Source organism: Lysobacter tyrosinilyticus, from assembly GCF_054779815.1.
The window spans coordinates 51,150-68,720 of record NZ_BAAGXN010000003.1 but is presented as its reverse complement, the minus strand read 5'-3'; the positions used below and the strand labels follow the sequence as shown (position 1 = coordinate 68,720).

Annotated in this window: 5 protein-coding genes; all 5 read left to right on the top strand. The window is 64.0% G+C overall.

Annotation, left to right across the window (positions count from 1 at the left end; genetic code table 11):
• Positions 1–98: 98 nt before the first annotated feature.
• Positions 99–10,676, top strand: a complete 10,578-nt coding sequence (locus ACYVGK_RS07290) for an SDR family NAD(P)-dependent oxidoreductase (protein ID WP_460732697.1) — start codon at positions 99–101, stop codon at positions 10,674–10,676.
• Positions 10,677–10,824: 148 nt separating this feature from the next.
• Positions 10,825–12,234: a class I adenylate-forming enzyme family protein gene (locus tag ACYVGK_RS07285; RefSeq protein ID WP_460732696.1), complete on the top strand. Its 1,410-nt coding sequence runs from the start codon at positions 10,825–10,827 to the stop codon at positions 12,232–12,234.
• A 7-nt stretch (positions 12,235–12,241) separates the two neighbouring features.
• Positions 12,242–12,958, top strand: coding sequence for an SDR family NAD(P)-dependent oxidoreductase (locus ACYVGK_RS07280; RefSeq protein WP_460732694.1), 717 nt, complete (start codon positions 12,242–12,244; stop codon positions 12,956–12,958).
• A 50-nt stretch (positions 12,959–13,008) separates the two neighbouring features.
• Positions 13,009–13,254, top strand: coding sequence for a hypothetical protein (locus tag ACYVGK_RS07275; RefSeq protein ID WP_460732693.1), 246 nt, complete (start codon positions 13,009–13,011; stop codon positions 13,252–13,254).
• Positions 13,255–13,341: 87 nt separating this feature from the next.
• Entirely contained in the window at positions 13,342–17,571 is a 4,230-nt protein-coding gene (locus tag ACYVGK_RS07270) for an SDR family NAD(P)-dependent oxidoreductase (protein ID WP_460732692.1), read from the top strand.

The following is a 17,571-nucleotide window of genomic DNA, read 5'->3' as shown; positions in this document are numbered from 1 at the left end:
CTATTCGAGTTGTTGCCAGATCTTCAAGCTACTATGATCCGACGTCGCGCCAAAAAGACTTGGCGCCAGGGACGGAACGCAAGGAATGCTGACCAATGATGGACCACGACACCCTGCTTGAGCGCACCGAGAACTATCTGAAATCGCTGATCTGCGAAGCGGCGGATGCGGCGCTGGTCTTCGATGCGGAAACGCCGTTCGGCGAGCTCGGCGTCAACTCGTTCCTGGTCCTGAAGATACTCAAGCGCCTCGAACAGGACTTCGGCACGTTGCCGAAGACGCTTCTGTTCGAGAATTTCAACGTTCGCGATCTCGCCCGGTATTTCGTCAAGGCACATGCGGACGTGCTGATGCGCAAATTTCCGGACGCCTTGCCGTCCGCGCCTGCGCAGCAGGCGGAGCCGCGTTCGTCGAACGCCACAGCCGCGCATGCCGCTCCAGCGCAAGCCGCATCTGCGGCCGGAACGAGCCCCACGGGCGAAACGCGGCTGCCGGCGATGGTCGCGCTCAGACATCTGCATCGTTACCCGCAGCTCGAACAGCGCCGGCTCGAGATCTTCGATCGATACAAGAACGAATCCTCGGTGTCTCGCGGCACCGCGATGATCGCGCCACTGCTGTTCTTCGGCGACGCGCAGCGCGGCTACTTCAACTGCGGCAAAGGCAAGGGCATCCTGCTGGCGTACGGCTATACCGGCCCGGAAGAGCACTTCCCATCGCTCGCCGAGGAGTTGTACCGGTACTGCGACGCACACGGCCTCCAGTTCAATCTGTTCGTCGAAGACCGGCTGCCCGAGCTGTGCGGCAAGCGCTTTTCTGCGACGCCGTTTGGCGTGATGCAGCGTGTGACCGACCTGGCGTCCTTCACGCTGGAAGGCCAGAAGATGAAGCGTCTGCGCTATCTGGTATCCAAGTTCGCGAACACCGGCGCCTGCCGTACCGAGGAGTACGTTTGCGGCAGCGATGCGAAGACCGCCGAGGCGGTCGCCAGCATCATCGACCGGTGGTGCGCGACGCGCACGATGGTCAATCCGCTGATCCACATCGTCAAGGCCGAGATCCTCGCGGGCACGCTGGACCGCGAGCACCGGCTGTTCCTGACCTACGTCGACAATGTCCTGCAGAACGCGATCCTGGTGTCGCCGATGGCGGCTGGCGCCGGCTATCTGATGGATCTCGAATTCTACGGACCGGACATGCCGCTCGGCGGGTTGGAATTCGCGATCGTCAACATCATCCAGACGCTGCGCGACGAAGGCTGCAGTGTCTTCAGCCTCGGCGGCACCTACGGCTGCAAACTCGCCGATTCCCCCGACGCGGATCCGGCGATCGAGAACATCCTCGAGGATTTGCGCCGCCAGGAGATCTTCAACGACGCGGGCAATCTCCAGTTCAAGAACAAGTTCCGCCCCGAAAGCAAGGACATCTTCCTGTGCCGGGCCGTGGATGCAGGCAAGGCGGAAAACATCCTCGACATCATCCTGATGATCGCCGACCCGGCGATCACGGACGGCGACGAACTGTCGACCGACGACGCTTCGCTTGCACCGGCGTCCGCCGCAGAAGCGAATGCGGCGCCTACGTCGCCAGCTGCGACCGCCGCCGCAACAGTCACTGTCGACATCGCATCCAGCCCGCGTTGGAAGGCGCTGGAAGCGGCCGGGTTCAATCCGCTGAACATCCCCGCCGCGCAGGTCGACTTCGATCTGAAGACCGACTCCTGGGCGCAGCTGCGCCTGACCGCCATCGATAAGCAGATGGCTACCCTGTTCGCGCAGATCCAGCGACCGATCGACGTGAACGCCGGCTTGCGCCGGGTATTTCCCTTCAAGCACTTCACGCTCGCCGAATCGGGGCGCGCCGCCGAAGCGCTGTTCTGCCAGGCGTGGGAGAAGAAGGGTCGGGTGCCGCAGAACATCCTGTTCCCCAGCACGATCTTCCATCAGATCGACAACGGGTTCTCTCCGGTAGAAATTCCTGTTGCCGATGTATTCGATCTGCAGTCCGACGCGCCCTTCAAGGGCGACATCGATCTGTCCGCGCTGCGTGCGGAGATCGACGCCCACGCTGCGGACATCGGCTACGTCTGCATCGAACTGACCGGCAACGCCGCGGGCGGCGGCGCGGTATCGCTGGCGCACCTGCGGGACGTGAAGGCACTGCTGCAGACGCAGCGGATTCCGCTGGTGCTCGACGCCACGCGCGTGCTGGAAAACGCGCTGATGGTGATCGAGCACGATCCCGAATGGCGCGGCGCCTCGCTGTGGCAGGTCGCCGAGGCGCTGCTATCGCAGGCCGACGCGATCGTCGTCAGTCTGGCCAAGGATTTCTGCGTCAACAAGGGCGGACTGATCGCCACCAACGATCAGGCGCTGCACGACCGGCTGCAGGCGTTGCAACAGCGCGGTGGCAAAGCGCTGGACGTCACCGAAAAGAAATGCATTGCGGCATCGCTGCAGAACCGCGGCTACATCGAGACCCAGGTCCGTCGCCGCGTCGATGCCGTGCGTGCGCTGGGAATGCGTCTCGCGGAAGGGCAATTGCCTGTCGTGCGCCCGGCGTCGGCCCACTGCGTGTTGATCGACGTCAAGCGGATTCCGGAGTTTCGTGATCTCGTCGCACCGGTAGCATCGTTCGCGGCATGGCTCTATCTGGCGACGGGCATCCGTGCCGGCGCGCACAGCGTCGGCATGCAGCAGAACACCTCGCTCAATCGGCTGGTCAGGCTGGCCATTCCCGTAGGCCTCAAGGCCGACGAGGTAAAGCAGCTGGGCGACCGGCTGGTGAATGCGTTCGCGGACATCGTCAATATTCCGGACCTCAGCGCCGCCGAAGGCACGGGCGATCTCAACGTCCGGCTCACGCTTCATCGACTGCTGTCGCCGCAGAGCGTCGCAGTGGCGCCCACAGGCGATGCGCCGGGTCCTGCCATGCAACACTTGCAGGCTGCAGTGATGCATGCTTCGGCGACGCACGTTTCAGAACCGCATGCGGCGTACAGCGTCCCTGCCGCCGGGGCCGTCACACCGAGCGCATCCGACATGCCGATGCAGATCGATATGGACATCGCGATCGTCGGCATGGCCGCGCGCTTGCCGAAGGCCAAAAATGCCGACGAGCTTTGGGAGAATCTGACCCAGGGCCGCGATTGCATCAGCGAGATTCCGCAGTCGCGGTTCGACCGCCGGCGCAACCGCGACGCGCTGGGCCGCTACCGTGGCGGCTTCATCGACGACGTCGACAAATTCGATTCGCTGTTCTTCAACATCTCGCCGCGCGAAGCGGAGACCCTGGACCCGCAGGAACGCCTGTTCCTGGAAGCCAGCTGGGAAGCTTTGGAAGACGCCGGCTACTATCCCGAAGCCTTCCAGAGCAATGAACTGGGCGCGGGCCGGATCGGCGTGTACGTCGGTGCGGTGTGGGCGATGTACCAGATGGTCGGCGCGGAGGAGCGCCTGGCCGGCAACAAAGTGATCGCCAACTCGTTCCTCTGGAGCGTCGCCAACCGCGTTTCCTATTTCATGAATTTCACTGGCCCCAGCATCGCGGTAGACACCGCGTGCTCGGCCAGCCTGACCGCGATCCATCTCGCATGCGACGCCATTCGCAGCGGCGAATGCGCGGCCGCGCTCGTTGGCGGCGTCAACCTCGATGTGCACCAGTGCAAGCAGGAAATCACCGTCGCAGGCGGTCTGTTGTCGGAAGAAGGACTGTGTCGCGCCTTCGGCCGCGACGCCAGCGGCTACGTGCCGGGCGAGGGCGTCGGCGCGCTGCTGCTCAAGCCGCTGTCGCAGGCGCGGCGCGACCGCGACAACATCTATGCAGTGATCAAGAGCTCGGCGATCAGCCATGGCGGACGCAACAGCGGCTATTCGGTGCCGAACTCGAAGGCGCAGTGTGACACCATCACCACGGCGCTGAAAAAGGCCAACGTGGACGCGCGCAGCATCGGCTACATCGAAGCCCACGGTACGGGCACCGAACTGGGCGATCCCATCGAGATCTCCGGCCTCAACCAGGCGTTCGAGAAAGACCAGGTCGCGTTGCAGAGCTGCGCGATCGGTTCGATCAAGACCAACATCGGCCATCTGGAAGCAGCCGCGGGCATCGCGGGCGTGTGCAAGACGATCCTGCAGATGCGTCACCGCACCCTGGTGCCGTCGCTGCATTCGGCGCAGCTCAACGAGTTCATCGATTTCGCGCATTCGCCGTTCGTGGTCCAGCAGGCGCTGACACCGTGGTATCCGAAAGAGGTCGACGGCGTATTGCAGCCGCTACGCGCGGGCATCAGCTCCTTTGGCGCGGGCGGTTCAAATGCCCATGTGATTCTGGAAGCCGTGGAAACCTCGGCCGAGGTTGCGGCGGCGGAACGCGGCCTGCGGATTTTCCCGCTGTCCGCGCGCAACGAAGAGCAGCTGCGACAGGTCGCGATGCGGCTGAAATCCTTCGTCGAGAAGCACCGCGACGACGCGTCCGCGCCCAGCCTCGACGAGATCGCCTTCACCCTGCAGCTCGGCCGCAAATCCTTCGATCACCGGGTCGCCATTCTTGCGGACAGCCCCGAACGGCTGATCGACAAACTGCAGTGCTTCCTGGCTGGCACACGCGACGAGAACGTTCTCAACGGCCACGTGAAGAACGCGGAAGGCATCACCAAGATGCTCAACCGCAAGGAAAAGGAAGCGTTCGTCGATCTGCTCGCGAAATCGCGCGATCCGATGAAGCTGGCGCAGCTGTGGATCGACGGCCTGGTGTCCGAATGGCAGGGCATGCAGACCGGCGGGCAGGGCAGGCGCATTTCGCTGCCGACGTATCCGTTCGCCGACAAGCGTCATTGGCTCGAACCCGTCGAAGGCAGCGCGATCGGGCCGATGACAGCGGGGCACGTCGCCGGCCTGCATCCGCTCATCGACAGCAACGAATCCACGTTCGAGCGCCAGGTGTTCCGCAAGGTCTTCACCGACCGCGAATTCTTCATCTACGACCATCTTGTCTCGGATATTCCGACGCTTCCTGGCGTGGCCTATCTCGATCTGGCGCGCAAGGCCGGCGAAATCGCTGCCAAACGCAAGGTCCGCAGGATCAGGAACATCCTGTGGGTCAGCCCGCTGACGGTGCAGAACGCGGTCCCGAACAATGTATTGGTCGAACTTAAAGCCGCCGGAGATTCGGTGGTGTTCGAGGTCTTCAGCGAACGCGAAGACGGCAGAAAGCAGCTGTACTGCCAAGGCAAACTCTTTTACGCCACGGCTCAAGACGATGCGGCGGAAGACGAATACGTCGATCTGTCCGCGATCCGCGGACGTTGCGAAAAAGTCATGGATGGCGAACGCGCCTATCCGCTGTTCAAGAATCTCGGGCTGGGCCTGGGCCCGACCTTCCAGGCGCTGACCGAAGTCCGCCGCAACCCCCAGGTCGGCTTCGAAGTGCTCGGCACGCTGAAGATGCCGGCACTGGACGGCACGCGTTTCGATGAGTTCGTGCTGCATCCGTCGCTGGTCGATTCTTCGTTCCAGGCGGCGATGGCCGCGCGGCTCGCAGACGCAGGCGGCGAGATGTTCGTGCCGTATTCGCTGGGCGAAGTGGAGATCCTGCATCCGCTCACGCGGGTCTGCTACAGCTACGTGACCGAGGTGAAGGACGAGAAGAAGTCGTCCAACGTGTCGAAGATGAATGTGGTCATCGTCGACGAGCAAGGCAAAGTGCTGGTCAAGGTGCGTGATTCGGTTGGCGTGCCGCTGCTGGACGTGCACGAGAAGCCGGGGCAGGGCGCCGCGTCCAAGGCGCCACCGCCGGGCGACGTCGACGCTGAGTTCTCGACCCTGTACTTCGGGACCGATTGGCAGCCATCGCCGCTCTCTTCCCCTGCGGGCGATTCCTCGCGACAGGCCATCGTTCTCTTCGCGCCCGATGAAGCCAGCCACGACGCTTACCGAGCCGCGCTGGCCGCGTGCGGAGGCGATCCCGACACGCTGATCGCGGTGTTGCCCGGCGACGGCTTCGCGCGCATCGACGCCCATCGCTATCGCATCGATGCCGGCAAGCGCGAGGATTTCGACACACTGCTTTCGGCGCTGCGCAAACAGTCCGATGCCACGCTGCACGTATGCTTCGCGTGGTCGGCGCTGCCCGGCGCGGACGCCGACGGTCTGTCGGCCGAAGACGGCACGATGCGCGCGCTCGATCGCGGCGTGTACGCCTTCCTGTACCTGACCCAGGCAGTCATCGCCCAGAAATGCGAGGCCGATGTCCGCCTGCAGTATCTGTATTTCAGCACGCCGCCCGTAGCGCAACCGCACAACGAGGCGATCCAGGGCTTCGCGACGATCCTGCGCGCGGAGTCCCCGAAACTCGCATGTAAGGTCGTCGAATTCGTCGGTGCGGATTCAGGCATCGAACCTGGCTTCGACCGGGTGTCGGTGGCCGCGATCGCAGCGGAATTCCGCGACGACACCAAGGCCCTCGCGGTGCGCTACCGCGAAGGCATGCGCTATCTGCGCCGCATCCACGACTGCCCCGAACCCGCCGCCCCGACGCAGGACGCGGCGCCGATCCGGCATCGCGGCGTCTACCTCATCACCGGCGGCGCGGGCGGTCTGGGCCTGATCTTCGCCGAGTATCTGGCGAAACAGTTCCAGGCGCGGATGGTGCTGAGCGGTCGCGGTGCGCTCAAGCCCGAAACCGAAGCGGCGCTTGAATCCATGCGTGCCGCTGGCGGCGAAGTGGCGTACGTACAGGCCGACGTGTCCAGGCGCGAGGATGTCGAAAGACTCGTCCGCGTGTGCAAGGACAGCTATGGCGGGCTGCACGGCATCATCCACAGTGCCGGCGTGCTGCGCGATGCGTATGTGCGCAACAAGACGCGCGACGAAATGGCGGCCGTGTTCGCGCCCAAGATCCGCGGCTCGGTGCTGCTGGACGATGCGACGCGCGACGAACCGCTGGATTTCTTCGTGATGTTTTCATCGCTGGCGGCACTGGCGGGCAATGCCGGCCAGAGCGATTACTCGTTCGCGAACCATTTCATGGATGCGTTCGCCGCGCAGCGCAATGCGCGCGCGCGCGCCGGACAGCGGCACGGCAAGGCGCTCAGCCTCAACTGGTCGATCTGGGCCGAGGGTGGCATGCGGCTGGACGAGCAGACCGCGCTGTTCTTCGAGCGCAATCTCGGTATCCGGCCGCTGCAGCGCGAGGTCGGTATCCAGGCTTTGATGCTGGGTCTGCAAAGCGATCTGCCGCATCTCGCTGTGTTGCAGGGCGTGAAGGACAAGGTCGAGCGCGCGTGGGGCATCGGTGTGGCCGATGCGCCGAAGGCCGACGTAGCGGTATCTGCGACTGTGTCGGCAACGGAGGCCGGCGAGGACGGCGATCTGGCGATCCTGGTCCAGGACGCGCTGTCGCAGATCGTCATGGATTTCCTCAAGATCGATGCTGACGACGTCGATCTCGACACGATCCTGCTGGACCTGGGCTTCGATTCGATCGGGCTCACGTCGTTCAGCAATATGGTCAACGACAAGTACGGCCTGGACATCACGCCGGTCCTGTTCTTCGAATATCCGAACATCCGCGAAATCGCCAAACATCTCGCGCAGGATCACCGCGAGAACATGCTTCGCGTGCATGCGCAGACGGGCAAACCGTCGTCGGCCGTCAACGCCGGATCGACCGGCACGGTCCAGGGGGCCGAGGTGGTTCGGGATCAGCCGGTATTCGCGTCCAAGAACACCCTCACGGTGCAGGACGCGCCGGCGCCCGCAGGCACGGGCCAGCTCTCATCGGGCCAGTTCTCACCGGGGCGCCGCTTCATCGAGCGGCCGATCGCTATCGTCGGGATGAGCGGCGTAATGCCGCAGGCGGACACGCTGGACGAGTACTGGGACAAGCTGAGCAAGGCCGAGAACAACATGGTCACGCTCATTCCGCCGGATCGCTGGGACTGGGAAGCGTATTACGGCAATCCGATGGCGGAGAAGAACAAGACGCTGTCGAAGTGGGGCGGCTTCATGCGCGAGGTCGACAAGTTCGATCCGCTGTTCTGGGGCATCTCGCCACGCGAAGCGGAAATGATGGATCCGCAGCAGAGGATTTTCCTGGAGAGCGTCTGGGGGGCGATCGAGGATTCCGGCCACCGCGTCTCCGATCTGGCGGGCACCAAGACCGGTCTGTTCGTCGGCGCGGCAACCCGCGACTACATCGACCTGATGGCGACGAACCAGGCGGAACTCGACGGCTATTCCGCCTCGGGCACTTCGCACGCCATTCTGGTGAATCGCGTGTCCTTCCTGCTCAATCTTCACGGGCCCAGCGCGCCGCTGGACACTGCGTGTTCGAGTTCGCTGGTGGCCCTGCACCGCGCGATCGAGTCGATCCACACCGGTAGCTGCGATATGGCCATCGTCGGCGGCGTGCAGGTCATGCTCACCCCGGCGGGGCACATCTCCTTCGGTGCGGCGGGCATGCTGGCCGACGACGGCAAGTGCAAGACCTTCGACTCGCGCGCGAACGGCTACGTCCGCGGCGAAGGTTCCGGCGCGATCCTGATCAAGCCGCTGGAAAACGCCATCGCCGATGGCGACCACATCTACGCGGTCGTCAAATCCACTGCCGAGAACCACGGCGGCAAGGTGACGATGCTGACCGCGCCCAACCCGAACGCGCAGGCCGACCTGCTGGTCGAAGCCTACGAAAAGGCCGAGATCGATCCCCGCAGCGTCGGCTATCTCGAATGCCACGGCACCGGTACCAGCCTGGGCGATCCGATCGAGATCCAGGCCATGAAGAAGGCGTTTTCGGAGCTGTACCGCAAGCATCAGCTCCCGCCGGCCGTAAAGCCGCACATCGGGCTCACCTCCGCCAAGACCAACATTGGCCATCTGGAAACCGCAGCCGGCATCGCCGGCATCCTGAAGGTATTGCTGTCCATCAAGCACAAGCAGATTCCCGCGCTGCTGCACTTCGAGAAGTTGAATCCCTACATCAATCTCGACAACACGCCTTTCTATCCGGTGGAGAAGACCAAGGATTGGGAGCCGGCAGTGGACGGACAAGGCCGTGCGTATCCGCGCCGCGCCGGCATCAGCTCCTTTGGTTTCGGTGGCGCCAATGTGCACGTCGTGCTGGAGGAATATCTTGCAGACGACACTGCGCCGCGCGCGCGTCCGAACGGCCCATATGCCATCGTGCTCTCGGCCAAGAACGCCGACCGTCTGCGCGCCAACGCCGCTCGCCTGCTGGCGCATCTGCGCAACCACCAGGAGGAAGACGTCGCCGACGTGGCCTACACGCTGCAAGTCGGCCGCGACGTCATGCCCGAGCGCATGGCCCTGATCGTGGCAAGCGCGCAGGAGCTGATCGAACGGCTGCAAGCCTACGTCGACGGCGACACCGCGACGGCCGGCGTGCGCCAGTCCAGCGTGCGTCGCAAGGCGGACATCGTCACCACTGACGCCGCAACCCTCAAGCAGTGGCTGCACGAGGGCGATCTGACGGCGCTGCTCGACGTCTGGCTCAAGGGACAGGAGCCAGACTGGAAGGCGCTGTACACCGGTTACTCCATGCGCCGCTGCGCGCTGCCGACCTACGCCTTCGCGCGCGAACGTTATTGGTTCAGCGTTGACCCAGAGAAGCAGAAGGCGGGCAGCCAGGCTGTCATGCATCCGCTGCTGCATCGCAACGTCTCGGTGTTCGGGCGGCAGTCGTTCGCATCGGACAGTACCGTCCTCGATAAATCGCTGCGCGGGACGGCTCTGCGGCCCGAAGCCGGACTGCCGGACCTGCTGCCGGTCGAAATGGTACGGCTGGCGGTTCGGGAATCCCTCGGCGACCGTGGGCGCAAGGCACGCATCGAATTGCGTTCTCTGGCGTGGGCGGGCTTCGAGCCCACGACACAGGGCGGCACCGTCTCCGCGGATCTATACGCGACCAGCGACAGCGGCTTCGACTTCGACGTGAGGACCACGGGCGCGGACGGCGAGTCGATGCTGTGCGAAGGCGCCGGCAACTACGAGGCGAGCGAAGATCCGGGCCGCATCGATTTGTCCCAACTGCGCATGTTGTTCCGTGGCGAAGTCCACGACGCCGCCGACTTCTATGGCGCCTTGGTCGAAGCAGGCATGGTCCGCGACCGCCTGCCGGATGGCGTTGTCGCCTGTCTTCGCGGCGAGCGACAGCAGCTGCTCGAATTTCGCTTGCCGCCGGAGCCGGACGGCGCAGTCGATGCGGCCGCAGTTGATGCGGTCGATGCGCTGGACACCTTTGCGTTGCTCTCGCTCTCGCACCTGGCCTGTCTCGACCATCTGGCCGGCGGCGGCGTTCCACCGTCGGCAACGACCCTGCTCGCACTGGAGCGCATCGCGTTCGCCTCGGTCGGTGCCCGTGAGGGCGTGATCTGGGTTCGGTCGGCACGCGGCGGTGGCCGTCACGACGGCCGTGCCGTGATCGACATCGACGTGATCGATGCCGAAGGTCGCGTGCTCATCAAGATCAAGGGCCTGACGATCGGCTACCCGGTGACGCCGGACGCCGAACGCGTGCACGACGAGGAGTTCGCCTCGATGCTCGAATCGCTCTACGCCCCAGGTGGCACCGCGGCGCCCGACCATACGGCGCAGCATGTGGCGAGCCTCGAATTCGAGGATGCGCTCGACGCGATCTACGAGGCGGGCACGACCTGATGGGGATAACAAAGATTGCGCGGGCAGACAGAGCCTGCGAAACCCAGGTCGAAAACTCGATTGATCAAACTGCCTTCGGCTTGAAACTACTGGGCCGGACAATCGGCTGATCCACCCGCGTGGCGGGTCTTCGAACACGGAGCGTTGAATGCAAAATCTGGCGACACTCATCGAGGGTTGGGCCGATCACGCCGGGCGCACAGCGATTGTCTGTGACGGCGCGGCGCTCGACTATGCTCAGTTGCACGAGAGGATTTGTCACTGGCGGAAGCAACTGCAGGCGACGGGCATCGCCCCGGGCGCATGCATCGCACTGCGCGGGCAGGTCTCCGGCGACATGATCGGGTTGCTGTTCGCGCTGGTCGAAAACGCGAACGTCGTGGTGCCCTTCCTGTCCGCCAGCGACTTCGAAGTGGAAGAGGCGCTCGAGACCGCATGCGTCGATGGCGTTTTCGAGTTTTCGAATGACGGCAGCAGCCGGTACGCGCACTGCGGCTATGGCCGGAGTCACCCGCTGCTCGATCGCCTGCGCGGCGAACCCAAGGAAGCCGGGCTGATCCTGTTCACTTCCGGGTCGTCCGGCAAGAGCAAGGCCTCGGTGCATCGTTTCTCACGGCTGATCGCTCATGTTCTGCAGAAGCCCGGAGCCGCCTACCGCACCCTGATTTTCCTGATGTTCGACCATATCGGCGGCGTCAACACGTTGCTGCATGTGCTGTTCAACGGCGGCACCGCAGTTTTTGTCGCGGATCGCTCAGTCGCCACGGTGTGCCATGCGATCGAGTCGCAACGCGTTCAGCTGCTGCCGACGACGCCGACCTTCCTCAACATGCTCCTCATTTCGGATCAGCGTCAGACCTACGATCTGTCATCGCTGGAGTTGATCACCTACGGCACCGAGCCGATGTCGCTGGCGACGCTCAAGGCATTGAACCAGGCCTTGCCCGGCGTGCGCTGCAAACAGACTTATGGACTCACCGAAGTCGGCATCCTGCCGACTCGATCAGAGGACGCGAGCTCGACCTGGATGAAGGTCGGTGGCCAGCACCATGAGACCCGCATCGTCGACGGCATCCTCTGGATCCGGACTGACGCAGCGATGATCGGCTATCTCAATGCGCCATCTCCCTTTGATCAGGACGGGTGGCTCAACACCGGCGACAAGGTCGAGGAGCGCGATGGCTACCTGCGCATACTCGGACGCGAGTCGGAGATCATCAACGTCGGTGGTGAGAAGGTCTACCCGAGCGAGATCGAGAACCTGATCCTGCAGGTGGAGAACATCAGCGATGTCGTCGTCAGTGGCAAGGCAAGCGCGCTTACCGGACATCTGGTTTTCGCGACGGTACAACTGATCGTACCCGAGCCGACGGCACAGGTTGAGCGACGCGTGCGCGCACATTGCCGGGAGCATCTGCCGGCGTTCAAGGTGCCAGTCGGGGTAGCGGTCAGCGAAGACCCCATGTTTGGCGCACGCTTCAAGAAGATTCGTCGCCCGACGCGCACAGCACAGGACGATGTCGTTAATGCCAAAAGGGAGCAAGTAAGTGCCGACTGACAAACGAGTGGTCATCATCAGCGGCGGCAGCCGCGGACTGGGGCAGGCATTGGTGCAAGAACGGCTCGACGCGGGCGACATCGTTGCCACGTTCAGCCGTTCCAGCAACAGCTTCATCGATCAGCTGCGTGGCGCCGATCCGGACGGCGCGCGCTTCCATTGGGAAGCGATCGACGGTACCGACCTCGACGGAGTCAGGGCCTTCGGTATGAACGTTTTGCGCCGCTACAAGCGCATCGATGCGTTGATCAACAATGCCGGCGTCGGCCTCGAGGGCCTGCTGACGATGACGTCGGAGCACGACATTAATCGGGCACTGACCTTGAATCTGGAGTCGGTGATCGTGCTGACGCGGGCTTGCCTCAAGGGCATGCTCGCGGAGCGGCGCGGAAGCATCATCAATATCTCCTCGGTCAATGCCCTGCGCGGTCATAAGGGCTTGGCGGTCTACAGCGCTACCAAGGCAGCGTTGCTGGGGCTCACACGCAGCCTCGCGAGCGAAGTCGGACCACAGGGGATCACCGTCAATGCGATCGCCCCCGGGTTTTTCGAAAGCGAGATGGTCGGGCACCTGACCGATGCTCAGCGTGCTCGCATCATTCGCCGGACACCGATGCGCGCCATGTGCACCACCCAGGATATCGTCGACACCGCCCGTTTCCTGCTGTCGACGCGCGCCATCACCGGTCAGACCCTGTCGGTCGATGGCGGATTCTCCTGCTAACGCCCAGCCCCGTCGCTGGTCCTTCTGTTCAACCCCATTTGAGGAACACCATGAGCGAACACAAGCAGGTCATCTACGACACCCTCCGTCGCGTTGCTGAGGAGGAGGGCGTGCAACTCGGCACGATCAGTGACTCCAGCGCGCTCATCGATTATCTCGGATTCCGCTCGCTGCATATCGCCCGAATTCTCGCGATACTGGAAATCGCGTTTTCCTATGATCCATTCGCGAGTGGCGATGTGCCGATAACCAGCCTGCGCACGGTTGGTGATCTCTGTTCTGCCTACGAGCGCTGATCAAGTAGTTTTCTCGAAAGCGATCAATTCGCGTGCCGGCCACGTTGCGTGGCGGGCTCGATGTTGTCCATTGCAGCAGGATGCGGAATGGAAAAGCAGCACAGCGACATTGCAATCATTGGAATGGCCGGGAGGTTTCCCGGCTCGTCCTCGACGCATGAATTCTGGACCAATCTGTGCGCCGGCCGCTCCGGCATCACCACACTTTCTGCCGAAGAACTGCTAGCCCATGGGGTATCGGCAAAAGCACTGGCCGATCCGAACTATGTGAAAGTAGCGCCACTGCTCGCGGACCACGACTGCTTCGATGCGGAGTTTTTCTGGGTTCCGCCGCGCGATGCGGAAATCATGGATCCACAGCATCGGTTGTTGCTCGAATGCGCGTGGTCGGCCATGGAGGATGCTGGCTATCCACCCGACACCCAACCCGGCCGGGTCGGCGTATTTGCCGGATCCGGCGGCGTCGTCTCCAGCCATCTGCTGTCGTGCACCGAACACTATGCAGATATCGTCGGCAAGACCGGGGGCAGTTGGCATCTCGGCAACGACAAGGACTTCGTTCCGACGCGCTTGTCCTACAAACTGAATTTGCGCGGCCCGAGCGTCGCGGTGCAGACCGCATGCTCGACCTCGCTGGTCGCGGTGCACATGGCATGCCAGAGCATCCGCTCGGGCGAGTGCGAAATGGCCCTGGCCGGTGCGGTCAGCGTGCGCACGCCGCACGTGGCGGGTTATCTGTACGAGGGCGGCAACATCCTGTCCGCCGACGGGCAGGTCCGCGCCTTCGATGCGGACGCGCGAGGCGTCGTGTTCGGCAGCGGCGTCGGCATGGTCTTGCTCAAGTCCCTGCAACAGGCGCTGGCCGACGGCGATTGCATTCATGCCGTGATCAAGGGATCGGCCATCAACAACGACGGTGGCCAGAAGATGAGTTTCATGGCTACCAAGGTCGACGGTCAGCTCGACTGCATGCGTGCTGCGCTGGACAGCGCCGGCGTATCCGCCGACAGCCTCGGCTATATCGAGGCGCATGGCACAGGTACGGCGATGGGCGATCCGATCGAGATCCTCGCGCTGAGCCGGTTGTTTCGCAGCGAGACCGAGCGTCGCCAGTTCTGCGCGATCGGATCGGTCAAGAACAACATCGGCCATCTGGATATCGCGGCCGGCATGGCGAGCCTGATAAAAGTCGCGATGTCTCTGAAATCCCAGCGCATTCCGCCTTGCGTTAATTTCGCCGCGCCGAATCCCAAGATAGATTTCGAGAGCAGTCCATTCCACGTCAACACCGATTCGATCGAATGGCCGCAAGCCGATACGCCGCGACGTGCCGCGATCAACTGCCTCGGCATAGGCGGCACCAATGCCTTCATGGTTCTGGAAGAACCGCCGCAGCGGCCGCTGCCACCGCGCGTGGCGGAAATGCCGCGGATCGTGGTGTTGTCGGCAAAGACCGAGGCCGCGCTTTGGCGCAAGGTCGCTGATCTCGCCACCTGGCTCGATGCCGGCAAGCGCGAACATCTCGACGATATTGCCTTTACGCTCGCCACGGGTCGTAGTGTGTTTGCGCATCGCTGCGTGCTGGTGGTGAGCGATGTCTGTGATCTGGTTGCCAAGCTCGAACGCTTGAACCGGCATCGGCGCGCGCCGGACTGCTTTGTCGGGAGCGACGTCGAGCATTCCGGCAATGCGACGCCGGGCCTCGACGAGTTCGCGCACTTTCTGGTGCAGCAGGTTCTCGGCGGTCTGACGACTGAAGAAGTGCGCAGCAAGCTGGTCGCGCTCGCAGATCTGTACTGCCGCGGGGCCACGCTGTCGCTTGATGCCTTGTTTGCAGGATCGGGAGCGCGGCGCATTGCCCTGCCCACTTATCCCTTCGAGAAAAGACGCTTCGCGATACCGGAGCGGCCCGAGGACGGCCGACGAGAACCAATCGCAGCGGCGGCACCGTCGATCTTGCATCCCTTGCTGCATGCCAACGTGTCCGATGTATCGGGTCTGATCTTCTCGTCCAAGTTCGACGGTGAGGAATTCTTCCTGCGCGACCATGTGGTGCTCGAACGCCGCGTGCTGCCCGGCGTGGCCTATGTCGAAATGGTGCGCGCCGCCGCGGCGCTTGCGCTGCCGGGCGACCGGACGCGAACGCTTGAATTCAAGGATCACGCCTGGATCCAGCCTGTGGTGGTCGACGATGCGTTCGCGCTGACGGTGGTGCTGCACGACAACGGCGAAGACGAGGACGGCGGACGCTGGCTCGAATATGAGATCCGCTCCGAAGGCGGGGGCGAAACGCCCCATGCCCGCGGAACGGTCCGCTGCAGTGCGGAGGCCATCGACTGCGAGCCGATGGATATCGCCGCGGTCGACGAGGCCATCGAGGGCGCGAATCGCGATCGCGATGCGCTGTACGCGCGTTTCGAGGCGCTGGGTTTGCGCTATGGGTCGACGATGCAGGGCATCACTGACCTGCGCAGCGACGGCGACGAAGTGATCGCGCGCCTGCGCCTGCCGGGCGCGGCGGATCCGCGCTTCGGCCTGCACCCCGCGATGATGGATTCGGCGATGCAGTGCACGATCGGCCTGCTCGCGGGCTTGGACGGCGAAGGCGGTGCTGCGGTGATGCCGTTCGCCTTCGACGACATGATCGTCCACGGCGGCACCACCGACGAAATGTGGGTCTGGGTCCGCCGCGCACCGGGCACGCCCATCGCGGGCTTGCCGTCGCTGGATATCGATCTGATTGACGACCAGGGCCTGCCGCGGGTGAGCATCCGCGGCCTGGTCTCGCGCACGGTCGCATCCGCGCCCGTCGTTGCGTCGTCGCGCGCCGTCGGGGCTGCGCCGGCGCCCGCGAAGCCGGCCGCGACCCCGGCGTCCAGACCCGCTCTGCACGCTCTGGTCCCGATCTGGAATCCGGTCCGCTTCGGAGGCGACGCGGTGACGCCGGCGCCGGCGCCGGGCGAACGCTGCCTGCTGCTCGGCGGAGACGAGGCGCTATTCGCCTGGCTGCGTGCGGCTCCGATCGAACTGCGACATCAGCCGATCGTTGCCGGCGATTCGGTCGAACAGATCGAGCGCCTGCTGTCCGATCGCGAATTCGAGCATCTGCTGTGGTTCGCCCCCGAGGCGGACGCCGGCGACGACGACGACGCGATCGTACCCAGCCAGGAGGCGGGGGTGCTCTCGTTGTTCCGCATCCTCAAGTCCCTGAGTCGGCTCGACTGGTTCGAGCGAGAACTTAAGTTCACGGTCGTCACGCGCCGCGCGATGCAGGTCTTCGACCACGAACGGGTGTCGCCGCATCATGCCAGCGTGCACGGAATGGTCGGCAGCGTCGCCAAGGAGCTGCCGCTGTGGCGCTTCCGGCTGCTCGACATCGAATCGACCGCCGATCTCGACCCGCGCGAAATCCTCGCCTTGCCCTGGGACGAGCAGGGCAGGGGGCTGGCGTTCCGCCGCGACGAATGGTTCCGCCAGGAATTCGCCGATGTCGGCCGCATTCCGTCCTCGCGCACGGGCTACCGCCAGAAGGGCGTGTATGTCGTGATCGGCGGCGCCGGCGGGCTAGGCGAAGTGTGGACGCGGCACATGGTCACGCACTACGACGCCGAGGTGATCTGGGTCGGCCGCCGGCCGCAGGATGCCGACATCGAAGCGAAGCTCGATGCGATCGCGGGCCTGGGTCGACGACCGCACTATTTCTCCGCAGACGCCACCGACGCGGCGGCGCTGGCGACAGCGGTCGCCGCCATCCGCGAACGCTTCCCACGGATCGATGGCGTGGTCCATTCCGCGCTGGTCCTGCAGGATCAGACAGTGCGCGCGATGGGCGAGGCCGCTTTTCGCCAGAGTCTCGCGGCCAAGGTCGACGTCAGCGTGAACATCGAGCGCGCCTTCGCCGGCCAGGATCTCGATTTCGTGCTGTTCTTCTCGTCGGTGGCATCGTTCCACCGCGACGCCGGCCAGTCGAACTACTGCGCCGGCTGCACTTTCAAGGACAGCTTTGCGCAGGCCATGCGCGCACGTCATTCGTACCCGGTCAAGATCGTCAACTGGGCCTATTGGGGCAGCGTCGGCGTCGTCACCGACGCGTTCTATCGCAAGCGCATGGAAAGCCTCGGGATCGGCTCGATCGAGCCGGAGGAGGCCATGCGGGACCTGGACGCCTTCGTCGCCTCGGACATGGATCAGCTGGCGCTGATCAAGGTGATCTCTCAACGCGCGCTCGACGACCTGTGGGTGTCGGAGGAGGTCCGCTATTACCAGGATCACGACGCATCGAGCGGGTACGGCGGCGAGGCGGTGATCGCACGATGA